The sequence below is a fragment of the Cryobacterium sp. Hh7 genome (assembly GCF_004403155.1).
In the GTDB taxonomy this organism is placed as follows: domain Bacteria; phylum Actinomycetota; class Actinomycetes; order Actinomycetales; family Microbacteriaceae; genus Cryobacterium; species Cryobacterium levicorallinum.
In genome coordinates this window covers 1-24,272 of record NZ_SOHG01000035.1, presented here as the reverse complement: position 1 = coordinate 24,272, position 24,272 = coordinate 1, and the positions used below count along the sequence as shown (strand labels likewise).

The window sequence follows — 24,272 nt, the reverse complement described above, 5'->3', positions numbered from 1 at the left end:
CGGCTGGTCAGCAAGTTCGGGCGCTACAAGTGGATGCGCATCGCCGTACCCGGCCGCTGCTACCGTGAACCCATGCGCACGCTTTCGCCCCGCCCTAACCGCCCGGCTGCGGCATGATCGGGGTCGTGCTCGCCCTCGTTTCGGCCGCGGCCTATGGTATGAGCGACTTTCTCGGCGGCATCGCGTCCCGCCGGGTGGCCGCACTCCGGGTCGTCCTCCTGTCGTATCCGATCTCGGCCCTGATTATCGCCGTCGCTGCCGCGTTCGTCGGCGGCGAGTTCTCCTGGCGGTCGATGCTGTTCGGCGCGGCGTCCGGCGTGGTGATGGCCCTGGCCATGTGGTGGTTCTACATCGCCCTCGCCGAGGGGCCGATGAGCGTGGTGTCGCCGCTGACCGCCGTGATCGTCGCCGGAATTCCGGTCATTGTCGGAGTGCTGATCGGGGAGCGGCCCTCGGGCATCTCCTACGCCGGAATTGCGCTGGCGATCGTCGCGGTGATCATGGTGAGCCGCGAGCCGAAGGGGGTCGAAGACCACACCGTTTCCGGGGCCAATGCTCCGCGGTTCACCCGCCGGGTGGCCTGGTTCACGGTGGGATCCGGCGTCTGCTTCGCCCTGAGTTTTATCTTCACCAACGAGATTGAGGTCGGCACCGGGCTGTGGCCGCTGGTGGTGGCGCGCACCGTGGCATCCGTGATCGTCATCGCGGTGGCGATTGGAACCCGGCAGTTGGGCAGGCCGCCGCTGACGATTCTCGGCCTCGCCGTACTCGTGGCGACGCTCGACGTCATTGCCACGATCACGCTGCTCTACGCGCTGCAGGGTGGCCTGCTGTCGCTGGTGTCGGTACTCGTGGCGCTCTACCCGGCCGTGACCGTGCTGCTCGCGGTGCTCGTACTCAAGGAACGGGTCGGCGGCTGGCAGGTCGCCGGCATGGGCCTCGCCCTGGCCGCGGTCGCCGCCATCGCCGCCAACGGCTAGCTGCCCGGCTCGCCAAGCGGATGCCTCGCCAAGCGGATGCCGCGCCCGAACGTGATGAGGCGAGCGCGGGCGCGGCTATCTGGCCGAACCGACGCAGCGCGGCTACGCGCCGACGAGCGTCCGCGCGATGACCGAGGTGAAGAACGTGAGGCCGTCAATACCGCTGGCCATCGCCGCGTCGGTGTCGGGCCCGAAGCCGGCCTCGACGGCGTGCTCGGGGTGTGGCATGAGGCCGACGACGTTGCCGCGGGCGTTGGTCACGCCGGCAATGTCGTTCAGTGACCCGTTCGGGTTTCCGAGGTAGCGAGCTACGATGCGGCCTTCACCCTCGAGTATTTTGAGGGTCTCGGCCGAGGCCATGAACGAGCCCTCGCCGTTCTTGAGCGGAATGACGATTTCGGCGTTGGCTTCGAAACCGTTGGTCCAGTCGCTCGCGTTGTTCTCGATGCGCAAGCCCTGGTCCCGGCAGATGAAGCGGCCCTTGTCGTTGCGAATAAGTCCGCCGTCGAGCAGGTGGGCCTCGGTGAGCATCTGGAATCCGTTGCAGATTCCCAGCACCGGCATGCCCTTGTTGGCCGCGTCGATGACCTCGGTCATGATTGGCGAAAGGCTTGCGATGGCGCCGGCCCGCAGGTAATCGCCGTAGCTGAATCCGCCGGGCAGCACGATGGCGTCGACGCCGTGCAGGTCGTGGTCGCCGTGCCAGAGGGCTACGGCGTCGGCGCCGGCGAGACGAATCGCGCGCGCAGCGTCACGATCATCGAGCGAGCCGGGAAAGGTGACGACGCCGATCCGCATCAGGCGACCGCTGACGAGGGGGCGTCCTGCACGTGGATGCCGACGACATCCTCGATTACGGAGTTGGACAGCACGGTGTCGGCGAGCTCGCGCACGGCGGCGAGGGTCGTAGCATCCGCTTCACCGTCGAGGGAAATCTCGAAGCGCTTGCCGACGCGCACGCCGGTGACGTTGGCCAGCGCTGATTGGGTCTGACCGAGGCGACCGAGGGCGCCGGCGACGGCCTTGCCCTGGGGGTCAAGCAACTCAGCCTTGGGCATTACTTCGACGACGATCGTTGGCACAGGGCACTCCGCATACAGTCTGGGGCTATTAGTCGTGGCAAATCACTACAATTCTACAGGTCGAGCCCGACCTGGCCCGCCGGTCTACTGGCTCAGCCCGCTTTGGCCGAGCAGAATGCCGCGCAGCACGTCGCGTACGGCGGCCACGCCGTCGTAGGTCTCGACGAAGCTCGTGCTGAGCGGAGCCAACCCGAGCCGCAGCCCGTTTGGGGCGCGAAAGTCGGGAATCACATCGTTATCCCACAGAATCTTGGTCACCTCACGCATGAGCGGATGGTTGATCGTCACGTGCCCGCCGCGATGCGTCTGTTCCCGCGGCGATGCCACGGTGACGCCCATCGGCGCGAGCCACTCGTCGACGAGGGTGATCGCGAACTCGGTCAGCGCCACCGACTTCGCGCGCACCGACTCGATCGTCGCCTCGTCGAGCATGGCAATCGTGTCCTGCATCGCGAGCATGCCCAGCACGGCGGGCGTTCCGCTCATGAATCGACGGATGCCGGTGGCCGGCCGATACCCCGGCCCCATTTCAAAGATGTCCTGCGTTCCCATCCAGCCCTGAATTGGCTGGGTCAGCACATCCTGCAGGTCACTCTTGACGTACCCGAAGGCCGGCGCGCCGGGCCCGCCACTCAGATACTTGTAGGAGCAGCCGACCGCGAGGTCGACGTCGCAGAGGTCGAGCTGCACCGGAACCGAACCGACCGAATGGCTCAGGTCCCAGAGCACGAGGGCGTCGTGTTCGTGGGCGATGGCGGTGATCGCCCTCATGTCGGCGAGGTAACCGGAACGGTAGGCGACGTGGCTGAGCAGCACCAGCGAGGTCTGTGACCCTACGACCTGGCGCACCTGTTCGGCCGTGACGCCACCCTCCGGATCGGAGTCGATCCAGCGCAGCGTGAGGCCACGCTCCCGCGCGATGCCCTCGAGAATGTAGCGGTCGGTGGGAAAGTTGTCGCTGTCAAGCACGATTTCGGTGCGGTTGGGACGTGAATCCACCGCGGCGCGGGCAAGTTTGTAGAGCAGTACGGTCGTTGAGTCGCCGACGAACACCTGCCCGGCGGCCGCGCCGAGGCAGGCCCGGCCGAGGTCGTCGCCGATCTGCAGGGGCAACTCCATCCACTGCTCGTCCCAGCCGCGAATGAGTCGCGTACCCCAGTCCTGCTGCAGAAAGTCGGCGATGCGTTCGGCGCTCGCCCGCAGTGGGCGGCCGAGCGAGTTGCCGTCGAGATAAGAACGGGGGTTGGCGGTCTCGGGATCGGCGTCGGTGCCGAGAAAACGGCCGCGGTAGTGCGCCAGGCCGTCGATGCGGTCCATTCGGCGCGCAAAGGTGAGCTGGGCGTCCAGGCCGGTTGCTCCGGCAAGGGTGGGCGTCATTCGAGTACCTCGAGTTCTGAGTGGGTGAGGGCGCGGGCGCTGCCGAGCCACTCGGTAAATTCGTCTGGATCGCGTGGTCGCTCGCCGGGAATGAAGGTCACCCGCGTATCGGCGAGGGCCAGACCGAGCGGTGCGCGCGGGCACAGGGCGTCCAACACGTCGTCGGGGGTCAGCCCGGCGCCGAGCAGAGCGCTGATCTCGCGACGGTTGATGCCGAGCGGGAGCGGCCCGTTGCCGAGGTCGGTGCCGTACAGCACTCGCCCGCCGGCGGCGTGAAACCGGTGCAGGTTGTCACTGGCGATATCGAAGGCTTCGGTCGGCGTGCCCCAGCCGTGAATGTCCAGGGTGCTGATCCAGGTGATGCTGGCCGCCATTGCCGTCACCAGATCGTCGGCGAGGCGCTCCGAAAACGGCGTGTGCGCGAACGCATCGACTCCCGCGGCGAAGGCCCGATCGGCCTGCCCGGCGCCCTCGGCGTGCGCCACGACCGGCAGCCCGCATTCGTGGGCCCGACCGACCGCCGCGGTCAGTGCCTCGGCATTCAACACCGGACCGGCCACGGCATTCAGCGTGACCTTCAAAACGGATGCCCCCGCCGCGGCCTGTAAATCGACTGCCGCCGCAGCATCCGCGGCTGTTGCAATCTCCCGGCACCAACCGGGTTCGGCCCAACCGGACTGGCTCGGGTAGCCGCCCGGCGCCGTGAGGAATTGGTAGGCATATGCCACATCAGGCATGTCTTCGCGTTTGCCGTCCGGCAGCCAGCCGCCGAGGTCGATCACTCGGGCGATGCCGCCATCGACCAGCTGGCCCGGATCAATCAGGGCCAGGTGCACGTGGGCGTCGAGAAAGCCCCGATAGACCGCGCCCCGCCCGTGCAGAAAGTGCCCATGAACGGACTGGCCGGTCACGCTCCGATCTCCGTGCGCACCGCGAACAGCTCCGGAAAGAACGTGAGCTCGAGGGCCTTTTGCAGAAAGGCTGCGCCGCTCGAACCGCCGGTGCCGTGCTTCATACCGATAATGCGCTGCACTGTCTTCAAGTGGCGAAAGCGCCACAGTTGAAAGTTGTCTTCAAGGTCGACGAGTTCTTCGCAGGCCTCGTAGGCGGCCCAATTCTCGGACGCGTTCTCGTAAATTCCGCGAAAAGTATGTACGAGTTCGGGGTGAAACGTCCAGGCCTCGGTGACGTCGCGGCCCCGGATGGCGGCCGGAATGTCGAAGCCCGCGCGGTGCAGGTAACGGAGAAATTCGTCGTACAGGCTCGGCGCCTCGAGCATGTCGGTCAGCAGGGCGTGAGCCGGGGCATCCGCTTCAAAGACCGTCAGCATGCGGCGGTTCTTGTTGCCCAGGGCGAATTCGACCGCACGGTACTGGTACGACTGAAACCCGCTCGAATTACCGAGAAAGTGCCGAAACTGCGCGTATTCAGTCGGGGTGAGGGTGGCGAGCACCGACCACTGCTCGGTCAGTGTGCGCTGGATGTGTTTGACCCGGGCAATGCCTTTGAGGGCCGGCGCGAGTTGATCCTGGCGCAGCGCTTCGGTGGCTGCGCGAAGCTCATGCAGCATGAGCTTGAGCCACAGTTCGGTGGTCTGGTGCTGAATAATGAATAACAGCTCATCGTGGTGTTCCGGAACGCTGACCGGATTCTGCGCAGCGAGCAGCACGGGAAGGTCAAGGTAGGTCCCATAGCTCATCTTCTCTCGAAAATCGGTGACGATCTCGGGGTCGAACTCGCGGGTGTTGTTTTTGAGGGTCATGGGTTCCGTTCGGCTTGTTCAAATTGTGCGCACGTTGCGGCGGCGGGCGCAACACCGGGGGCGAAGCGCACAGGGCGAAGTTCTAGACTGGACCGCATGACCTCGCCGACCCGAAAGCCCCAGGATGGCGTACCGGCTGCCTCGGCTGCTGAGCGAAGCACGCCGCCGCGTCGCCGCGACGCCCGGCTGAACCGCGACCGTCTCATCATCAGCGCGCGCGCTCTGATCGCGCAGCACGGCGTCGACGCATCGCTCGAAGAGATCGCCCGCCAGGCCGAGGTCGGCGTGGCTACCCTGTACCGCAACTTTGCGACCAGAGACGATCTGGTGCGCACCCTCTACGACCTGGCCCTGGCGGAGTTACACGCGGTGCGCGGCGAAATCGAGGCCGCGCCCACACCGTGGGACGCGCTCGTCGTCTACACCGAACGGGTCGCCGAATGGCTGGTCGCTGACCCGTCGCTGCCGCCGATACTGCGGCGCATGGCCCAGCTCGACCCGTCGGCACGGCCGGCCGCCGAGTTCGACGGCTTCATCGCAAGCCTGGTCGCTCGTGCGAAGAAGGACGGCACCCTGCGCCGCGACGTCGACGCGGTCGATCTCGCCGTGCTCGTCACGATGGTCGGATCGCTCGGCAGTCTCGGCGACGGCTACGCCGGTCAGTGGCGGCGTCAGCTGTCGATCGTGCTCGACGGCCTGCGTGCGGCGGATGTGCCCCGGCCGAAGCTGCCCGGTCGCCCGCTCAACGTGAAGGACTACCAGGCGACCGTGCACGGCCTCACCCGGCGGGCGGCCCGCGCCGCCCGCTGAACGTCACCGGAAGCGTCGCTCGTTGCTCTCCGGGAAGTTAAGGCATGGCGACGGGGTCCGTGGCGGATGCGGGGGCGCCTGGAGTTTCAGCGACATCCGCCGCGCGCACGTGGATGAGGTTGGCCCAGGGGTCGTCGAAGCGGAGGGTCTGCCCATCGTGACGGGTGTCGACGTTGTAGTGGTCCAGGCGCTCGTTGAGGGCACCCACGTCGTCAGTGCTGGGCACGATAATGCTGACCTCGCCCAGACCGAGGGCCAGGCGGCGCTTGCCGCTGCCCGAGCTCTCCCAGGTGTTCATGGCCATGTGGTGGTGGTAGCCGCCGGCCGAGACGAACAGGGCGGAGGGGCCGAAGTTCGCGGTCGCCTCGAAGCCGAGTCGGTTCACGTAGAACTCGCGGGCACTGGCGACATCGCCAACCGAGAGGTGCACGTGGCCGACGATCGCGTGTCCCGTGCTCGGCCGCTCCGACATATGCTCCGAAATGAATGCGTTCGGATCGAGGTAGAGCGAGGCCATTTCGACCTGGCCGTGGGTCCAGCTCCACAGTGTGCGATCGCGGTCCCAGTACAACTCGATGCCGTTGCCCTCCGGGTCGGTGAAGTAGAAGGCCTGGCTGACCAGGTGATCCGCGCTGCCGGTGAACGTTTCGGGGGATTTCGTGCCGATCGAGTACACCGCAGCGGCGAGGTCGGCCTGCGTGTCGAACAGAATGGCCGTGTGGTACAGCCCGGCCGAGCGTGGTTCGGCGGCCCTGAGCTCGGGGGCGTGCTGCAAAATGACGAGCGGAACAGGACCGCGGCCGAGCACGGCGACGGGGCCGTCCTGGCTGATGAGGTCGAGGGTCACGATGTCGCGGTAGTACGCGATCATGGCGTCGAGGCTGCCCACGCGCAGGGTCACGGCGCCCATTCCGGTGTCGGCGGCCAGCAGATCTTTCGCAGTTAGGGTCACAGCAGGCACAACTTAGGCGTCGCCCGGGCTATTCCGCGATCCGCGCAGTTATGCTCCCCCCGACTGCGGGCCGGCTCGACTGCGGGCCGGCTCGACTGCGGGCCGGCTCGACTGCTGCTGCGCCGACTGCTGCTGCGCCGACTGCGGGCCGCGCCGGTTGCGGCGCGCAGGGCGTCGTGCGCCGACAGACGCCTCAGCGCCGCGACGGGTCAGGCCCGTGACAGGCGCTCAAGCAACTCGCGGTAGCGGGCCGCGGTCTGCTCGACGATCTCGTTCGGCAGTACCGGCGGGGTGCCGGCGCCGTCCCAGTGCGCGGCGAGCCAGTTGCGCACGATCTGCTTGTCGAAGCTCGCCATCCGGGTCTCCGGCGTGGTGCCCGTCTTCCAGGCTTCGGCATCCCAGTACCGACTGGAGTCGCTCGTGAACACCTCGTCGGCGAGCACGGTCACCCCGGTCTGCCGGTCGGCGCCGAACTCGAACTTGGTGTCGGCGAGAATGACGCCGGCCTGTTCCGCGATCGCGCTGGCGGTAGCGAACAGGGCGAGCGACAGGTCACGCAGCTCGGCGGCGACCTGCGCGCCGACGAGCTCGACCGTGCGCTCGAAGGAGATGTTCTCGTCGTGCTGACCCATCGGGGCCTTCCACGCCGGAGTGTAGATGGGTTCGGGCAGTCGGTCGCCGTTCTGCAGGCCGGCCGGCAGCGCAATGCCACACACCGACTGAGACTGGAGGTATTCCTTCCAGCCGCTGCCGGTGAGGTAGCCGCGCACGACGCACTCGATCGGGTACATGTCGAGGGTGCGGCAGAGCATTGCTCGGCCGGCCACGGCGGCGGGAATCAGCTCGCGCACCGAGTTGCCGACCAATTCATGGTCGGCGACGAGGTGGTTGGGAACGTCGCGCAACCGGTCGAACCACCACAGGCTCAGGGTGGTCAGCAGTGCGCCCTTGCCCGGGATGCCGGGCTCGAGCACGTGGTCGAAGGCGCTCACCCGGTCGCTGGCGACCACGAGCACACGTGAGGCTGTCTCGAGGGAGGGGGCGGCATCCGCTGTCTCGATACCGCTTGATTCAACGTAGAGGTCGCGCACCTTGCCCGAGTAGACGAGCGTCCACCCGTCAAGGACGGCGGCAGCGGATGCGGGGGACTCGTGCTCAGATTGGCTCACCCGTTCATTCTCCCGCATCTCCAGTGCACACAACTCCTGCTGAAAATCTGCTCGGCGGGCGGCGCCCCCGCAAGGACGGGGGAGTTCTGGCGCCCGTCAGCAAATTGCAGCAGTTATGCACGGCACGAGTGGGGACGGCACCGGCGCGGGGACTCAGGCGACCCGGGCGGCGATATCCGTGCGAAAGTGCGCGCCGGCCAGGGACACGTGCCCGAGAGCCTCGTAGGCGCGGGCGCGAGCCTCGGCGAAGGAGGCCCCGACAGCGACAACGCTGAGCACCCGGCCGCCGGTCGACACGAGCGCGCCGTCAACGAGCCGGGTCGCGGCGTGCGCGATCGTGACGCCGTCCACGGCCAGGGCGGCGTCGAGCCCGGTGATTTCGCGCTCGACGAGCGGCTCTTGGGGGTAATTTTCGCTCGCGAGAACGACGGTGACGGCCACGTCGGCCGAAAAAACCGGCCGGGGCAGCCCGCCGAGCAGGCCGGTCGCCGCGGCGAACAGCAGCCCGGAGAGCGGCGTGACCAGGCGCGGTAGCACGACCTGAGTCTCTGGATCCCCGAAACGCGCGTTGAATTCGATGACGCGAATGCCGGCATCCGTCAAAATAAGGCCGCAGTAGAGCAGGCCGACGAACGGGGTGCCCTCGGCCGAGAGCTGGCGCACGGTCGGCAGCGCGACGGTTTCGATGATCTCGTCGACGAACGCGTTCTCGCTGCCGAACTGGGCGTCGAGCCAGGGCAGCGGGGAGTACGCGCCCATGCCTCCGGTGTTGGGGCCGGCGTCGTTGTCCAGGGCGCGCTTGTAGTCCTGAGCGGGGGAGAGCGGCAGCACGTTCTCGCCGTCGCTGAGCAGAAAGAGCGAAATCTCCTGGCCATCGAGAAATTCTTCGATCAAAACGCTGCCGTGTTCGAGCCAGAAGGTCGCGTGACTGATCGCGGCGTCGCGGTCAGTGGTGACCAGCACGCCCTTGCCCGCGGCGAGGCCATCAGCCTTGACCACGAAGGGCGCGCCGAACTCGTCGAGGGCGGTTTCGGCCTCGGCCAGGGTGCCGGCACGCACGGCACGGCCGGTGGGAACGCCGGCCGCATCCATGATGCGTTTGGCGAAGGTTTTGCTGCCTTCGAGGGCTGCGGCGGCTTTGTCCGGTCCAAACACGGCGATGCCGCGGGCGCGCAGGGCGTCGGCGACACCGGCCACGAGCGGAGCCTCCGGGCCGATCACGACGAGCTCGATGCTGTGCAGCACCGCATAGTCGGTCACGGTGACCGGGTCGTTCGGATCGAGAGCGACAACCGGCACCTGGGCCGCGATTCCGGCGTTGCCGGGGGCGCACTCGACGCTGGGCCGCGGCTCCTCACGGAGCAGCGCGGTGATGATGGCGTGCTCGCGGGCACCGGAACCAAGGACCAGAATTTTCACGGTCTCAGGCTACCCGATGCCTCGGGCCCGCCACGGCACTGGGATATGGGCATGCCCCTGATCCCGGACTCTCGTCCCCGTCAGCGTCCCCGGTTACCGGTTGGAAGCCGCCGTCGAGGCGTTGCACCGCGCGCTGATTCCAGACGCGGACGCGCGCATCATCGCGCTCACCCAGAGCACCAATTGGATCTCCGCCAGGTTCGCCCGAACATCGTTCTCGCCGTCGTGGAGTACACGCCCGCCGCCTGATCCGGCAGACTGGAGCCATGGCACGAGCGCGCATCGACGACGGAGCCGGCCGGGCGGCCGTGCGGGCAGCGCTCGAGGGCGGCCGCGCCGCGAGCCGGGATATCCGCGCCCAAGCGGTGCGCTACACCCTGCAACTGCTGGCCGAACAGGCCGAAGGAAACACCCTCGAGGTGCGCGTGCCGCCATTTGGCGCCACGCAGTGCATCGAGGGTCCCCGGCACACCCGTGGCACGCCGCCCAATGTGGTCGAAATGGATGTCGCCACCTGGCTTGGCCTCGCCACCGGCACCCTCGCCTTCGCCGATGGTGTCGCGTCGGGGGCCATCCACGCCTCCGGGGCCCGCGCCGACCTGACCGGCCACGTGCCCGTGCTGCCCCTGCACTAGCGGCGTGCCTTGATGGCGCGAGATGCCATCTTCGGCCCTGGGCGAGGTTCAGGTCTCGTTGCCAAACGGGCGTTTGTGCGCTTTTGCGAACGTGCTAGACGAGGATTGCCTCTACTTCGTCGCGGGTAGGCATCGACGAGGTCGCCCCCGCCCTGGTCACCGCGATCGACGACGCGACGGTCGCGAAACGCACGGCCTCGACCATCTCGTCCGGCGTCACAGCCGTGCCACGGACGTATCCCGCCGCTAGGCGCGCCACGAGCGCCCCGACGAAGGTGTCGCCGGCCGCGGTCGTATCGACGGCCGTCACCGGCCGGGCCGGTGCGAGTCCGAGGACCTCGCCGTCATAGGCGACGACCGAACCTTCCGAACCCAGCGTCACGATCGCCCAGGTCTGGTCAGCGCTGAGTACCTCGGCGGCTCGCACCGGGTCGCTTTCCCCGGTGAGTTCGGCGGCCTCGATCTGGTTCGGAACCACGAGGTCGACCGAGGCGAGAAACCCCTCGGGCAGCGGCATGACCGGCGCCGGGGTCAGCACGGTGAACACTCCGACGGCGTGGGCCGCGGCGATCCCCTCGACCAGTACCGAGATCGGCAGCTCGCACTGCATCACCAGAAACGCCGACTCCGCGATCGCCGCCCGCTGCACCTCGCTCAGCGTCGTGACCGCGGCGTTCGCGCCCGACACCACCACGATCGAGTTCTCGCCACTGTCCACGACGGAGATGTGGGCGGTGCCGGTGGGGGCATCCGCTGTCGCGAGGCCATCAGAACGGATGCCCTCGGCCAGCATCAGCGCGCGCAGCTCGCTCCCGTAGGTATCCGCTCCCACAGCTCCCAGAAAGTTCACGGCCCCGCCCAACCGGGCCGCGGCGACCGCCTGGTTGAGTCCTTTTCCACCGGGAACCGTGCTGAAGCCAGCCCCGAAAATCGTCTCGCCTGGTCGGGGCAGGCGCGACTGCCGCACGACGAGGTCCATGTTGGCGCTTCCGAGTACCGCAATCGAGTTCATAGAGTCAGTCTCGCATCCGCTCATGGGACAATAGAGGCGTGAGTTCTTCTGAGCAGCCCCAGAACCCGTCGGCCGAGAACGAGATCGTGCGCGCCGAGGCGACCGTGACCCTGCACCGGGCCCCGCGGTACCGCAATTTCATGTTGCTCGGCGCCATCGTAGGGGTGCTGGTCGCGCTCATTCTCACCGTCTCCTTCCCGGAGACCGAGGAGTATGAACGGATGCAAATCTTCGGCTTTCTGCTGCTCGGCGGGGTCGCCATCGGCACTGCGCTCGGCGCGGTGGTGGCCCTCGTGATCGACCGAATCATTGGCCGCTCCAAGATGTCGGTCGTCGCGGATAGACTGGGCACGAACGGTGTCAGTACCACAAGCGAATTGCGTGCCGCTGAGCCTGGCTCCGGCACCCCCGATGACGAATTCCCCACGTTCAACGAGAAGTAAAGAGGCTGCGGCTTGCCCGGTGGCGACGGACTGTTAAATCACGATCTTCTTCCCAACGAGAAGGGCCCACAAGACGCTTGTGGGGTCTTCGGAGTCTGGGCTCCCGGCGAAGAGGTGGCCAAACTCAGCTACTTCGGCCTCTACGCCCTGCAGCACCGCGGCCAGGAATCGGCCGGAATCGCCACGAGTGACGGCAGTAAGATCCTCATCTACAAAGACATGGGATTGGTCTCGCAGGTCTTCAATGAAGCCTCGCTGAGCACCCTGCTCGGGCACATCGCCGTCGGGCACACCCGCTATTCCACGACCGGGTCCTCGAGCTGGCAGAACGCCCAGCCAACCCTCGGCCGCACCTCGAGCGGAACGGTGGCCCTCGGCCACAACGGCAACCTCACCAACACGGCTGAGCTGCTCGAACTCGTGCGTGAACGCTACCCCAAGGTCGACGGTGAGCTGGCCAGGGGCAACACCACCGACACCGCAGTGATCACCGCCCTGCTCACCGGCGACCTCGACCACACCCTCGAGGCCACGGCGCTCGAGGTGCTGCCGCGGCTGCGTGGGGCCTACTGCCTCGTGTTCATGGACGAAACCACCCTCTACGCCGCTCGCGATCCCCAGGGCGTTCGCCCGCTCGTGCTCGGCCGCCTCGAACGCGGCTGGGTCGTCGCCTCCGAAACCGCAGCCCTCGACATTGTCGGCGCGAGCTTCGTGCGCGAGGTCGAGCCCGGCGAGCTCATCACGATCGACGAGAACGGGCTGCGCACCCAGCGGTTCGCCAAGGCCGACCCCAAGGGCTGCGTCTTCGAGTACGTCTACCTCGCCCGCCCCGACACCACGATCGCTGGTCGTGGCGTGCACGAGGCACGGGTCGAAATGGGTCGCAAGCTCGCGGCGGAGTACCCGGTCGAAGCCGATCTCGTGATCCCCACGCCGGAATCCGGCACTCCGGCAGCCATCGGCTACGCGCAGGCGTCCGGCATTCCGTTCGGTCAGGGTCTCGTGAAGAATTCCTACGTCGGGCGCACCTTCATCGCGCCGTCGCAAACCATCCGGCAGCGCGGCATCCGTTTGAAATTGAACCCGCTCAAGAACGTGATCAAGGGCAAGCGCCTCATCGTGGTCGACGACTCAATCGTGCGCGGCAACACCCAGCGCGCGCTCGTGAGCATGCTGCGGGAGGCCGGCGCCGCCGAGGTGCACGTGCGCATCTCAAGCCCGCCGATCACCTGGCCGTGCTTCTACGGCATCGACTTTGCCAGTCGTGCCGAGCTCATCGCGACCGGCCTCGAGGTCGACGAGGTGCGCCAGTCGATCGGCGCCGACTCGCTCGGCTACCTCTCCGAAGACGGCATGATCGAAGCCACCGAGCAGCCGCGGGAGCGTCTCTGCACCGCCTGCTTCACCGGCGTATACCCGATCGCGCTGCCCGAATCGCAACACCTCGGCAAGAACCTGCTCGAGCGGCCGGCCGCATCAAACGGATGCGACCCGGGTCCCGATTCCGATCTGGAAGCCGTGCTGGCACCCGCCGCACGGCAAGAAGAAGCCCTCGCCCGCCTGGGCCAGGTACCGTTCGGTGATCCGGGAAGACCAGAATGAGCAACAACTCGTCCAGTATCTCCAACGCGTCTTATGCAGCGGCCGGAGTCGATACCCGAGCCGGTGACCTTGCGGTCGAGCTCATGAAGTCCGCCGTCTCGAAGACCCACGGCCCCGAGGTCTGGGGCGGGGTCGGCGGCTTCGCCGGACTTTTCGACGTGTCTTTCCTCACCAAGTTTCGGCAGCCGCTGCTGGCCACCTCAACGGATGGCGTCGGCACCAAGGTCGCCATCGCGCAGGCCATCGACAAGCACGACACCATCGGCCAGGACCTCGTCGGCATGGTCGTTGATGACATCATCGTGGTCGGTGCCCGCCCGCTGTTCATGACCGACTACATTGCCTGCGGCAAGGTCGTGCCCGAGCGCATCGCCTCGATCGTCGCCGGAATCGCCCGCGCCTGCTCCGAGACCGGGACGGCCCTCGTCGGCGGCGAAACCGCCGAACACCCGGGCCTGCTCGGCCCGGACGACTATGACGTGGCCGGCGCGGCCACCGGCGTGGTCGAAGCCGACCAGGTTCTCGGTGCCGAGAAGGTTCTCTCCGGTGATGTCGTCATCGCTATGGCCTCCAGCGGCCTGCACTCCAACGGCTACTCGCTCGTGCGCCATATTCTGGCCCAGCGCGGCATCGGCTACACCGATACCTCCGCCGAACTCGGCGGCGTGGTCGGCGAAGTTCTGCTCGAACCGACCCGACTGTACACCGGCCCGCTGCTCGATGTGCTCGGCGACCCAGAGCTGGCCGGCGCCATCCACTCACTCAGCCACGTCACCGGCGGTGGCATCGCCGCCAACCTCGCTCGCGTGCTGCCCGTTGGCTCCTGGGTCGAGGTTGACCGGTCCACCTGGTCGCCCGCCCCCGTGTTCCGGGTGCTCGGCGACATGGCCGGGTCAACGCTCGAAAGCGCTGAAGGAACCTGGAACCTCGGAGTCGGCATGTTCGCGGTCGTGGATGCGGCATCCGCTTCATCGGTCATCGCACGGCTGGCTCTGAGCGGAATTCCCGCCTGGGTCACCGGCCGCGTCTCGCGCGCCGAGCACGACCTGACCGGGTTCGAGCAGGGCGCCAAGGGCGTCAACGGCGGCGCCGTGCGTCTCGTCGGCGCCTACGCGAACTAGGGTTCCCGCCTCCGGGGCCCTCACCCGGTCGCTTGTTGCCCGGGGCCCCCGGTTGGCTCCCGGGGTGGCAGCAGCGCGGCCGGTTGCTGCACGGGCGTCCGTGAGCGCCAAGAGCGGCGCGGCCGGTTGCTGCACGGGGTGCCTCGTGGTGATCGCGCGCGTGGCGTGCCGAGCGCGCGGGCCACAAATGGCAGCACGACCCGCGTGCACCCCAAGCAGCGCGCGATACACCAGGCATCGCGACCGAGGTCGCTGGCGGCGTTAGGCGCGCTTCTTCTCGTCTTCGGTGGCGTAGTGGTCGACGTAACGGTCGTCGTCATCCGGATCGTCGTCGTCATCGTCAGCGGAATCAACGGTGCCACCACCGGTGGCCTTCTTGGCCTTGTCCGCTTCATACTCCGGCCACTTGGCGAGGTCTTCGTCGAGCCGAGGATCGGACGGATGCCCGGTCAACTCGCGTTCGAGCGCGTTGTAGTTGGTATCCGGGCTGAAGTACTTCAGTTCCCGAGCTACCTTGGTGTGCTTTGCTTTTTGACGGCCGCGCCCCATGCGTGACCCCCTTACGATGCCAGGCCGAGCGAGTCGCGAGACACTCGGGATTTGCCGAACGGAATGTGTAAAAACTAGAGCTTAGTTTAGCATGACGGGCCTTGCCGCCCACTGACGCTGCTCAAAGATCAAACGGGCCGGTCAGACCGTAAGAATGGATAGTGGATCGGTTCTCCGGCCCGGCCTGGTCGCGCAAATCATGGTGAGCGGATACCGCTGGCTGGCTGGTCCCGGGCGCCGGCCCGACGCTACTTGCGCTTCCGGCGACGCGATGCCGTCGGCCGAGACTGCGACGGCACAACGACCGGGCTCGACTTCGTCGCCGCGTCGGGGGCTCCGGTGGGCGGTGCGAGCGGACGGCGCGACACCGGGCGGGATCGCACCGGCTCACCGCGTCGATCCTGGCCGGGGATCGGCCGCGAGCGGCGACCATAGATGAGCTCAGACGAGTCGAGCAGCCAGGGCACGAGGGCGATCGTGACGCCGTGCACCATCATCAGCTTCTGACGCAGCCGGCGGGCCTTGTGGTTGTGCAGCAGGTTCTCCCACCAGTGGCCGACGATGTAGATGGGCGTGTACACGGTGATGACCTCGGAGCCGTGATCGTCGCGGCGACCCCGAATGTAGCTGATCAGCGGCCAGCTGATGTCGCGATACGGTGAGGCGACGATGCGCAGCGGCACCTGAATGTTCTGCTTCACCCAGGCGCGTTTCAGTTCCTTGGTCTCGGCTGTGTCGATCGAGACGTGCACGGCTTCGAGGCTCACGTGGCGGGCGGCGATCGCGTAGTCGAGTGCCTTGAGCACCGGTTTCTGCATCTTGCCGACCAGCACGATGGCATGATCGCCCTGCGAACCGAACGTCGTGACGGGGTCGACCTCGATCTCCTTGGCCACGTCTCGGTAATACCGGTTGACGCCCATCATGAGGAAGAACAGCACCGGCATCATCACGAACACGAGCCAGGCGCCGTGGGTGAACTTGGTGATGGTGACAACGATGAGCACGACACCGGTCAGCGCCGCGCCGAAACCGTTGATCGACAGGCTCAGAATGATCGACCCGCGGTTCGGCGGATTCTTCTTGAGCAGTTTCAGCCAGTGCCGCACCATGCCGGTTTGGCCGAGCGTAAATGACACGAAGACGCCGATGATGTAGAGCTGAATCAGCACGGTCAGGTTGGCCCGGTAAACCACCATGATCACGCAGGCGGCCAGGGCCAGGAGCACGACACCGTTGGAGTAGATCAGGCGGTCGCCGCGGGTGCTGAGCGACTTCGGTGCGTACTTGTCGCGCGCGAGCACGGAGCCGAGCAGTGGAAAGCCATTAAACGCGGTGTTGGCGGCCAGCAACAGCACCGCTGCTGTCGCTGCCTGCAGCACGAAGAACATGATCGAGAAGTTGCCGAACGTGGCAGCGGCGACCTGCGCGATGAGGCTGCGCTGGGGCGCAGTGGCGCACTCGGCCCAGCCGATCAGGTCGCAGGGAGCCTCGGCGTAGTGCACCTTGGAGATCAGCGCGAGGGCGGTCAATCCGACGAACAACACGATGGCAATGCCACCCATGAGCGTCAGGGTGCGCTGGGCGTTCTTGACCTTGGGGTGTTTGAACGCCGGTACCCCGTTGGCGATCGCTTCGACGCCGGTGAGGGCGGAGCATCCGCTCGCAAAGGAGCGCAGCAGCAGCAGAATGAACGCGGCCTGCGCGAGGTTCTCGCCCTGCACGTCGTACCCGGCCGACTCGGCGACGGGGGCGTCGCCCATCAGCGCCCGAACGAGGCCGACGACGATCATGAGCAGCACGCTGCCGATGAAGAGGTAGGTCGGAATAGCGAAGGCATTGCTCGACTCGCGCACGCCGCGGAGGTTCACCGCCGCGAGCAGAATGATGAAGATCACCGCGAGCTCCACGCGGAGCGGGGCGAGAGCTGGAATGGCGGAGATGATGTTGTCCACGCCGCTGGCCACCGAGACGACCACGGTCATCACATAGTCCACGAGCAAAGCGGATGCGACGACCAGGCCAGCCTTTTCGCCCAGATTCTTGTGGGCGACCTCGTAGTCGCCGCCGCCAGATGGGTAGGCCTTGATCAGCTGGCGATACGACGCCACGACAACGATGAGAAGCATGACGACGACGGCAGCGACCCACGGCGCGAAGCTCAAAAAGGCGAGCCCGCCGAGGGTCAAAATCATCAGAAGTTCTTGCGGCGCGTAGGCCACGCTCGACAGTGGGTCGCTGGCAAAAATGGGAAGAGCGAGGTGCTTGGGTAGCAGCTGGCCGTCCAACTGCTCGGTGGGGAGCGGATCGCCGATGATCCACCGCTTGGGTGATCGGCTTTCCGGTACTGGGGCGTTCGCCTCGGGTGTCACGAGGGACGACATTACACCTAAGCTGGCCCCTGTCAAATCGGGTGGCTTTTTTAAGCGGATGCGGCTGGGCGGCCTGGGCGGCACAATCATCCGCTGGTCGAGCTTTTCGAGACCACCACCGACTCGCGCTGGCGGTCTCGAAAAGCCTACGGGTGCAGCGTGGCGAGGATGTTCGCGCGCACGTCGGCGAGCTGGCGTCGCAGCGTGGGCACCGTGTCGGGCGGAACAACCGAGCGGGCCGCTTGCGTGCGCAGGTCTGTGCGCAGCTGCTGCCGGAACTCGTTGAGCACCATGTCGGCTTCGTGCAGGGCGAGACGTGAATCCAGGCGAGCGGATGTCTCGTCGCTGGTCGACGATGGCGCCTCGGCCTCCGTTGGTGTATCCGGGGCATCCCAGGACTCGGGCGTGCCGTCGTAGCCGCGCGAAACCGGCGACCCTGCGTCGCGTGCCTGCCGGGCCGCGGAGGCCAGGTCGGCGCGCAGGGACTTCATGGCGGAGTTGACGCCGCTGCGCACCTGGTCGGCGAGGCGCCGCACCGAGTCGGTCACCTCGTCTTCGATCGCGCCGAGTTCTCCGTCGCGGGCGAGCAGCTCGGCGCGACCGGCATCGGTGATCTCGTAGACGGTCTTGCGGCCGTCGGCCTGCTTGGTGACCAGGCCCTCTTCCTCGAGTTTGGCCAAGCGCGGGTAGATCGTTCCGGCGCTGGGGCTGTAGGTTCCGCCGAATCGGTCACTGAGCGCCTGAATCAGCTCGTAGCCGTGCCGGGGCCGCTCCGCGAGCAGGCTCAGCAGGTAGAGGCGCAGGCTCCCGTGGGCGAACATGGCGCTCATGCCGGGTCTGCCTGGGTAATGTCGGCCGCGGCGGGCGCTGCGGCATCCGCTTGACTGGATGCTGCCGGAGCTGACGCTGCACTCATCGACGCTGCACTCATCGACGCTGCACCGCCCGGCGCGCTGCCGCCGCTCTCCCGCCGCACGACCGAGATATCGCCGGACACCGAATTACCACGCAGGTCGAGCCAGCTGCCGTCGAGGGTGCCGGTGGAGCCTTCGTAGCCCTTGCCGAACGCGGTGCGCACGGTCTGGTCGTCGAGCTGCAGCGTTCCGGAGAGGGTGTTGAGGTGGTACCGCGCGGCGACGCCCGGCTCGAGCCGCACCGTGAGGTTGCCGCTGACCGAGTTCGTCACGATCTGGTCTGGTGTGCCCGCGAGGTCGAGAAACACGTTGCTCGCGACCCCGTCGAGCGTGAAACGACGGATGTTGCCGCTCGCCGTGATATCGCCCGATACGGTGTGCACGGCCAGTGCTCCGACGTGGTTGCGCACCGAGATCTCGCCGTTGACCGCATTGAGTTCGAGGTCACCCTCGACGTCGTCGATTACGACATCGCCGGAGACGGTGCTGAGTTTGGCGTCATTGCGCAGTCCGGACACGAGGGCATCCGCCGAGACAACACCGAAGCGCAGGGCGACGTCGCGCGGGACCAGTACGCTCACCTCGGCGCGGGCGGTGCCGCGGAACGAGGTGAACACCTCGAGAAAGTTATCCCAGCGCAACTGGGGGTGGTCGATTTCGAGGCGGTCGCCGTCCATCGAGATCTTCAGGTCTTTGCCGGTGACGCCGTGCACTTCAATGCGGGCGCCGGGTTCGTCGTGGCCGATGATGTCGACCGTGCCGCCGATCAAACTGACCTTGAGCTTCCGCACCAATTCGACATCGATGATTTTGGTCTGCCCGGGGGTGACCAGCCATTTTTCCAATGACACTGGGTTGTCCTTTCAGGAGAGTGAACTCGCGTTATATCGCGTGTATTGAAAGACACGATATATCGCGTTCCTGAAAGTTGCAATCAGTACAGAAAAATATCCAGCCACTGGCGATTGTGGGCGTGTACCAGCACGGCGAACACCACGACGTCGAACAAAAGGTGCACGCAGACCACGTAGGTGAGCGAGCGAGTGCGGGCAAAGGTGTAGCCCTGCAGCAGCGCGAACGGCACGGTCAGCAGCGGCCCCCAGGCCTGGTAGCCGAGCTCCCAGAGGAACGACGAGAAGATCACGGCCTGCAAAATATTGGCCTGCCAATCGGCAAAGTGCCTCCGCAACAGGGTGAAGGCGACGCAGATGAAGAACAGTTCGTCCCAGATCCCCACGAAGCCCACGCCCACGAACAGTCGGGCAATCTCATCGGGAGCGGTCACCGCTGGCCAATTCTGGTACGCGCCGCTTCCGATGAAGTAGCTCGGCAGAATCAGGTACCCGAGCAGCACTACGAGTGGCAGGTAGGCGCGTTCGAGCCGGGTCCAGCGTTGCCCGGTGCGAATCGGAAACCGGATCGCGTGGTCCTTGAAGTAGTACCGCGAGAGCAGATACGGCACGAGCACCGACAGGCTGAGCACCGTGCCCATCAGGGCGATATTCGGGTAGCTGATGTTCGCCTCAACCGAGATGGTGCTGATGATCCCCAGCCCAACGGCAATCAGCAGCAGATCGCGAAACAGCGCCCGATGGATCAGGAACGCGAGCGCCAGGGCCGCCGCCAGCACGCCATAGCCGGCCACCGGCATCCGCAGCGCAAACAGCAGCACAGCGGATGCGCTCACCAGCGCCGCCGGAATCAGCCCCCACCGCGATCTAATACCCATGCTGCACCCTACCCAGAGCACCTCCCAATTTAACGAGAGCGGAAAAAGTGCTGCTTCGGCACCCCGGAGGCAGCGATTTTCCCGCTCCCGCGGGGAGGGCCTAGATTCGAGGGATGAAGCGTTTTCCCAGCGACCCGGTCGCGATCTTGCAGCACCTCGTGCGCATCGATTCGGTCAATCCTGACCTGGTTCCCGGGGCGGCGGGTGAAGCCCAGATCGCAATCTGGTGCAGTGAATGGCTGCTCGAGCAGGATTTTCAGGTCACCCTGCTCGAGCAGGTTCCCGGGCGGCCCTCGGTCGTCGGCATCAAACGCGGCACCGGCGGCGGACGCTCGCTCATGCTCAACGCCCACCTCGACACGGTCGGCGTCGCCACCTACGCGGGCGATCCGTTCAGCGGAGACCTTCGCGCCGGCCGGGTGTACGGGCGTGGGGCCGTCGACACCAAGAGCGGGCTCGCGGCCATCCTCGTGGCGGCAGCGCGGGCATCCGCTGTCGGGCTGGCCGGGGATGTGATCGTGACGCTGGTCGCCGACGAAGAATTCGGCAGCATCGGAACGGAAGAGGTGCTGCGCACATTGAGCGCCGATGCCGCCCTCGTGATCGAGCCGAGCAGCCTGGAACTGACCACAGCGCACCGCGGATTCGCCTGGTTCGAGCTCTGCCTGACCGGCCTGGCCGCGCACGGATCGCAGCCGGAGCTCGGCGTGGATGCCATCTGGCATGCCGGGCTCGCGCTGCGTGCCCTCGACGAGCTGCGGCAGCAGCTGAACTCGGCCCCGGCGCATGCCACACTCGGCCACGGTGCCGTGCGGGTGTCGAAGATTGTCGGTGGTGACGATGCCGCCACGGTCGCGGCCCGCTGCGTGCTCACCCTGGAACGACGGATGCTGCCCGGCGAGTCCCCGGAGCGCGTCGAGTCCGAGCTGCGGGCACTGTTCACCGAGCTGGCGCGCACGGAGCCGCAGTTTCGGTTTGAGCTGACCCGGCTGGTGGCGCGGGCTGCCTTTGAGGCCGAGCCGCACTGGCCGATCCTGCGCGCGCTCAGTGGCAATGCCGAGCGGGTGCTCGGCGCCCCGGCGAAAACGCGCGGCGAACCGTTCTGGACCGACGCCGGACTTATTCTCGAAGCCGGTATTCCCTGTGTGGTGTTCGGTGCCGACGGTGAAGGCCTGCACGCCGACACGGAATGGGTCGACGCGCAGTCGGTGCGCGCGCTCGCCGAGATTCTTGAGGGCACGATCACCCAGTTTTGCGGGCCTACAGTCGGCTGATTCGCTCCCACCCCCGGCCCTCGTGCCACGATTCAATGACCAGATGCGTGTTGTCGGAGTCGATGTAGGTGAGCACGACCTCGTGTACGTGCAGCTCGAAACTGAATGTATCCGGCGGATCGGTCGGTTCCGGCTCGGTCACCACCAGCACCCCGGCCAGTTTCGCGTCGCCGGCCCACTCCGACGGCTGCCCGACTGGCGGCTCGAGGGTGGGCGAGTGGATGGCCACCCGCGGGTCCCTCAGCACATCGTGCAGCTTGAGCGAATGGGGCATCATGCCCAGGGTGATGCGCCCGTTGTTGATCACGAGCTCGGTGCCGCTGATCCGCGGGGCACCATCCCGGCGCAGGGAGGCCATTGTTTTGTTGGTGCCCGCGTCGAATCGTGAGCGTACCCGCGCTGCGAACTGCGGAGCATCCGCTTCAATTTCTCGCCAAGTTGCCATGCGTTGAACGCTACCTCGGCACCGACACGAGGGCTTAACGCACCGCGCAGTAGCTACCCGGCAACGCGCTCGGCATCAGGATCGGGCACCGGCGAAACGGCCGCGGGGCGGCGGACTGCGAAGAAGGGGATCGTGCGCTGGCAGAGGGGGCCGATCAAGACGGCGAACAGCACGGTGCCGATTCCCACGTTGCCGCCGAGCACCCAGCCGATGCCGAGCACCATCACCTCGATGCCGGTGCGCACGATCCAGATCTTCCAGCCGGTGCGCTGGTGCAGCCCGGTCATCAGGCCGTCGCGCGGGCCGGGGCCGAAGTGTGCCCCGATATAGAGGCCGGTGGCGACGGCGATCAGCAGGAGTCCCGCGGCGAACAGGAGGATGCGGGCCCAGAGGTCGAGGTCGGCCGGAATGAGCCACAGTCCAACATCGGCTGACGGGCCAACGAGCAGCGCGTTGAGCAGAGTGCCGGCACCGGGCTTCTGGCGGATGGGGATCCAGAGCAGGAGTACGACACCGCTCAGCAGAATCGTGATCAGCCCGAAGCCGAGGTGCGTGTGGTTGTCGATGCCCTGGGCGAGAACATCCCACGGGGCGACGCCGATGGCGGCGCGCACGATCAACGCGATGCCGATTCCGTAGAGGAACAGGCCAATCAGCAGTTGAATCACACGACGAGTCACGAGAATTCAGTCTAAATGCCGCTCGGCGCCCACGTCGGCCACCGGTCCCTGCGGGGCTCAACCGCCGAGGATGATTCCGCGGTTGAGGAAGAACGGCTGGGGGTCGATCCTGACGCCGTCAACCCGAACCTCGACGTGGGTGTGACAGCCGGTGGACAGGCCGGTGCTGCCGACCCGTCCGATCTGTTGGCCGGCGCCGACCCGATCGCCGACATTGACCAGGGTCTCATCGTCGGCCAAATGGGCGTAACCGGTCTGCACTCCTTCGCCGTGGTCGATCAGTATCCAGTTGCCGTAGCTGCCGGCCGCTCCGGCGGCGCGCACAGTGCCGGTGGTGGCTGCGAAGACCGGTGCCAGGCAACCCGCCCCAATGTCGGTGCCGTAGTGGAACGCGCCCACCCCCGGGAGGGGGCGGACCGGCCTGGGCCCGTAGACATCCGTTGTGGGGCCGCTAGCTGGATTTGCCCAGCCCTGATCGTTCAGCTGGCCGTAGTCGGTTGGAGTGATCGGACGCAGGTCCAGTCCGGACAGGCCGGCAGCGGCACTCGCGGCCTGAGCTGCGGCGTTTACCAGAGCCAGGCCGGCAGCTTCGACGTCGTTTTGGGCAGCGTCGAGCGCGGCCCGGCTCGCGTCGACCGACGGGCCGCTCGCGGCGGCACGGGTCTCGGTATCTTGCTCGTTCAGCCGCTGCGCTCGGGCTTCGTCGGCCTCGGCGCGGGCCTGAATCGTCTCGATATTGTCGGTGACATGATCCAGCTGGTCGAGTGTGCTGAGCTGGTCGAGCACGTTGCCGAGGGAATTACCGCCGAGGAAGACCTCGGTCACGACAGCGCCGGATTGCTGCTGCGCTAGTTTGCGCGCGAGCACGGCAAAGCTTCGTTTGGAGTCGGCGGCTTGCTGCGTGGCCTCCACGGCGAGCCGGTGCACCAGTGCGGAGCGACCGCGCGCGAGCGTCTGACTCGCCTGCGTCGACTCGAGCGTACGCTGGGCGGTGGCCCGCACCGCCTCCGTTGACTGTGACCGGGTGAGCGCCAGGGCCAACGCTGCGGCTCTTTGTGTCGAGTCTTGTTGAGCGGATGCGCGCTGCGCGGCCGCCAGCGCGGCGGCCGCCTGACTGTCGGCGAGGGCGGTTGCGGCTGTCGCGCGAACGACTGCGGCCGCTGCCTGGGCTGCCGCCTGCGCCTCGATGCCAGTGTCACTGGGAGTCGGCGCTACCTTGGGTGGATCGGGGAGATCGACAACGGGCGGGATCGGTCCGTCTGTCGGCTCGGGAACTGGTTCGTTGTCCGGTTCTGGGGTCAGTTCGACCGTGGGTTCCGGGGTCGGCTCGACGTTCGGTTCTGGGGTCAGTTCGGCGGTGGGCTCCGGGGTTGGCTCAGTCGTGGGTTCCGGCGTCGGCGTCGGTTCGGGGGTCGCTTCGGTCGTGGGCTCGGGAGTGGGCTCCGCGGTCGGTTCTGCCGTCGGCGTGGGCGTCGGGCTGCTGGTTGGTTCGGCGGTCGGTTCAGCGGTCGGTTCCGGGTTCGCGCTCACGGCCGGCGTGGACGTGCCGGTCGAACCGGCTGGAAGTTCACCGGCGCTCGCCGCGACCGGGGCACCGAAGAGGAGCAGCGCGGTCACGACCATGATCGCCAGCGGGCCGCCTGGCCCCCGATGTGTCGCGGCCCGCTGCCGTGCTCGCAGGAGAAGCGCAGCGGGACCGTGACTTGGGGCTAAAAACATCGGCAAACCTGATCCATTCGGGTATGGACTAACGCGGGCGGGCTGGCGTGGCGACAGTATGGCACGCCAGCCCCACGCTCACAACGGGTCAAACGAGCAGTCCAAGGTGCTTATAAGGTGCGGTTCGCGCTAGCGGGAGTTTCCTAGCTATTTCCGGAACGCCAGATTGCGCTGAAGTCAATTCCAGTGCTGGTCTGGCGTTCTTCGGCGTGGTGGCGTGACTTTT

Annotated in this window: 24 protein-coding genes; 7 read left to right on the top strand and 17 right to left on the bottom strand. The window is 66.8% G+C overall.

Going from position 1 to position 24,272, the window contains the following annotated elements; genetic code table 11:
* The first annotated feature begins 113 nt into the window (after positions 1–113).
* Positions 114–980 (top strand): EamA family transporter, encoded by an 867-nt coding sequence (locus E3T43_RS11315; protein ID WP_134472527.1) that lies wholly within the window; start codon positions 114–116, stop codon positions 978–980.
* Positions 981–1,082: 102 nt separating this feature from the next.
* Here E3T43_RS11315 and purQ read toward each other — a convergent pair whose 3' ends face one another.
* The 5 genes from purQ to kynA all read right to left on the bottom strand — a co-directional run bounded on the left by purQ (position 1,083) and on the right by kynA (position 5,201).
* Positions 1,083–1,778, bottom strand: coding sequence for a phosphoribosylformylglycinamidine synthase subunit PurQ (gene purQ / locus E3T43_RS11310; RefSeq protein WP_134472526.1), 696 nt, complete (start codon positions 1,776–1,778; stop codon positions 1,083–1,085).
* The gene (locus E3T43_RS11305; RefSeq protein WP_134443034.1) at positions 1,778–2,062 is read right to left on the bottom strand and encodes a phosphoribosylformylglycinamidine synthase subunit PurS; all 285 of its coding nucleotides are present in this window, start codon (positions 2,060–2,062) and stop codon (positions 1,778–1,780) included. Before E3T43_RS11305 ends, purQ begins: the two co-directional genes overlap by 1 nt.
* A gap of 84 nt (positions 2,063–2,146) precedes the next feature.
* A complete protein-coding gene (locus E3T43_RS11300; protein WP_134472525.1) occupies positions 2,147–3,439 on the bottom strand; it encodes a kynureninase in 1,293 nt (430 codons plus the stop codon).
* Entirely contained in the window at positions 3,436–4,350 is a 915-nt protein-coding gene (locus E3T43_RS11295) for an amidohydrolase (protein ID WP_134472524.1), read from the bottom strand. Before E3T43_RS11295 ends, E3T43_RS11300 begins: the two co-directional genes overlap by 4 nt.
* A complete protein-coding gene (kynA, locus tag E3T43_RS11290; protein ID WP_134472523.1) occupies positions 4,347–5,201 on the bottom strand; it encodes a tryptophan 2,3-dioxygenase in 855 nt (284 codons plus the stop codon). Before kynA ends, E3T43_RS11295 begins: the two co-directional genes overlap by 4 nt.
* Positions 5,202–5,297: 96 nt before the next feature.
* Here kynA and E3T43_RS11285 point away from each other — a divergent pair, with 96 nt between their 5' ends.
* Positions 5,298–6,011, top strand: coding sequence for a TetR/AcrR family transcriptional regulator (locus tag E3T43_RS11285; protein ID WP_134472522.1), 714 nt, complete (start codon positions 5,298–5,300; stop codon positions 6,009–6,011).
* Positions 6,012–6,048: 37 nt separating this feature from the next.
* Here the strand turns inward: E3T43_RS11285 and E3T43_RS11280 are convergent, their stop codons facing one another.
* From E3T43_RS11280 to purD, 3 genes are all read right to left on the bottom strand, one after another.
* Positions 6,049–6,921 carry a VOC family protein gene (locus E3T43_RS11280; protein ID WP_134443058.1) on the bottom strand — a complete coding sequence of 291 codons (873 nt, stop codon included), beginning with the start codon at positions 6,919–6,921 and terminating at the stop codon, positions 6,049–6,051.
* 251 nt (positions 6,922–7,172) lie between these two features.
* Positions 7,173–8,150, bottom strand: a complete 978-nt coding sequence (locus E3T43_RS11275) for a phosphoribosylaminoimidazolesuccinocarboxamide synthase (protein WP_134443039.1) — start codon at positions 8,148–8,150, stop codon at positions 7,173–7,175.
* A 135-nt stretch (positions 8,151–8,285) separates the two neighbouring features.
* Positions 8,286–9,551, bottom strand: a complete 1,266-nt coding sequence (purD, locus tag E3T43_RS11270; protein WP_134472521.1) for a phosphoribosylamine--glycine ligase — start codon at positions 9,549–9,551, stop codon at positions 8,286–8,288.
* Positions 9,552–9,817: 266 nt separating this feature from the next.
* On the opposite strand from purD, the gene E3T43_RS11265 reads away from it, so the two are divergent.
* Positions 9,818–10,186: a sterol carrier family protein gene (locus tag E3T43_RS11265; RefSeq protein ID WP_134443041.1), complete on the top strand. Its 369-nt coding sequence runs from the start codon at positions 9,818–9,820 to the stop codon at positions 10,184–10,186.
* Between the two features lie 94 nt (positions 10,187–10,280).
* Here E3T43_RS11265 and E3T43_RS11260 read toward each other — a convergent pair whose 3' ends face one another.
* Entirely contained in the window at positions 10,281–11,198 is a 918-nt protein-coding gene (locus tag E3T43_RS11260; RefSeq protein WP_134472520.1) for a ribokinase, read from the bottom strand.
* A gap of 38 nt (positions 11,199–11,236) precedes the next feature.
* Between E3T43_RS11260 and E3T43_RS18965 the strand changes: the two genes are divergently transcribed.
* Genes E3T43_RS18965 through purM form a run of 3 tightly spaced genes read left to right on the top strand, consistent with a single transcriptional unit; the run spans position 11,237 to position 14,364 of the window.
* On the top strand, positions 11,237–11,641 hold the full coding sequence (locus tag E3T43_RS18965) for a hypothetical protein (protein WP_174844343.1): 405 nt from the start codon (positions 11,237–11,239) through the stop codon (positions 11,639–11,641).
* Positions 11,642–11,653: 12 nt separating this feature from the next.
* Positions 11,654–13,243 carry an amidophosphoribosyltransferase gene (gene purF / locus E3T43_RS11250; RefSeq protein WP_134443043.1) on the top strand — a complete coding sequence of 530 codons (1,590 nt, stop codon included), beginning with the start codon at positions 11,654–11,656 and terminating at the stop codon, positions 13,241–13,243.
* On the top strand, positions 13,240–14,364 hold the full coding sequence (purM, locus tag E3T43_RS11245; protein WP_134472519.1) for a phosphoribosylformylglycinamidine cyclo-ligase: 1,125 nt from the start codon (positions 13,240–13,242) through the stop codon (positions 14,362–14,364). The genes purF and purM overlap by 4 nt, the downstream gene beginning before the upstream one ends.
* Positions 14,365–14,625: 261 nt before the next feature.
* Here purM and E3T43_RS11240 read toward each other — a convergent pair whose 3' ends face one another.
* From E3T43_RS11240 to E3T43_RS11220, 5 genes are all read right to left on the bottom strand, one after another.
* Positions 14,626–14,913, bottom strand: coding sequence for a DUF3073 domain-containing protein (locus E3T43_RS11240; RefSeq protein WP_134472518.1), 288 nt, complete (start codon positions 14,911–14,913; stop codon positions 14,626–14,628).
* Between the two features lie 248 nt (positions 14,914–15,161).
* Positions 15,162–17,297, bottom strand: a complete 2,136-nt coding sequence (locus E3T43_RS11235) for an APC family permease (RefSeq protein ID WP_134472517.1) — start codon at positions 17,295–17,297, stop codon at positions 15,162–15,164.
* 134 nt (positions 17,298–17,431) lie between these two features.
* Positions 17,432–18,115: a PadR family transcriptional regulator gene (locus E3T43_RS11230; protein WP_134472516.1), complete on the bottom strand. Its 684-nt coding sequence runs from the start codon at positions 18,113–18,115 to the stop codon at positions 17,432–17,434.
* Entirely contained in the window at positions 18,112–19,050 is a 939-nt protein-coding gene (locus E3T43_RS11225) for a DUF4097 family beta strand repeat-containing protein (RefSeq protein WP_241978949.1), read from the bottom strand. Before E3T43_RS11225 ends, E3T43_RS11230 begins: the two co-directional genes overlap by 4 nt.
* 83 nt (positions 19,051–19,133) lie before the next feature.
* Positions 19,134–19,928: a CPBP family intramembrane glutamic endopeptidase gene (locus E3T43_RS11220; protein WP_134472515.1), complete on the bottom strand. Its 795-nt coding sequence runs from the start codon at positions 19,926–19,928 to the stop codon at positions 19,134–19,136.
* Positions 19,929–20,041: 113 nt separating this feature from the next.
* Between E3T43_RS11220 and E3T43_RS11215 the strand changes: the two genes are divergently transcribed.
* Entirely contained in the window at positions 20,042–21,202 is a 1,161-nt protein-coding gene (locus tag E3T43_RS11215; protein ID WP_134472514.1) for a M20/M25/M40 family metallo-hydrolase, read from the top strand.
* Here the strand turns inward: E3T43_RS11215 and E3T43_RS11210 are convergent.
* The 3 genes from E3T43_RS11210 to E3T43_RS11200 are packed head-to-tail and all read right to left on the bottom strand — an operon-like array spanning position 21,189 to position 23,950.
* The gene (locus E3T43_RS11210; RefSeq protein ID WP_134472513.1) at positions 21,189–21,647 is read right to left on the bottom strand and encodes a pyridoxamine 5-phosphate oxidase; all 459 of its coding nucleotides are present in this window, start codon (positions 21,645–21,647) and stop codon (positions 21,189–21,191) included. The genes E3T43_RS11215 and E3T43_RS11210 overlap by 14 nt on opposite strands.
* 53 nt (positions 21,648–21,700) lie before the next feature.
* Complete coding sequence (locus tag E3T43_RS11205) at positions 21,701–22,327, bottom strand: YitT family protein (RefSeq protein ID WP_134443051.1); 627 nt, start codon at positions 22,325–22,327, stop codon at positions 21,701–21,703.
* Between the two features lie 57 nt (positions 22,328–22,384).
* The gene (locus tag E3T43_RS11200; RefSeq protein ID WP_134472512.1) at positions 22,385–23,950 is read right to left on the bottom strand and encodes a M23 family metallopeptidase; all 1,566 of its coding nucleotides are present in this window, start codon (positions 23,948–23,950) and stop codon (positions 22,385–22,387) included.
* Positions 23,951–24,272: the final 322 nt, after the last annotated feature.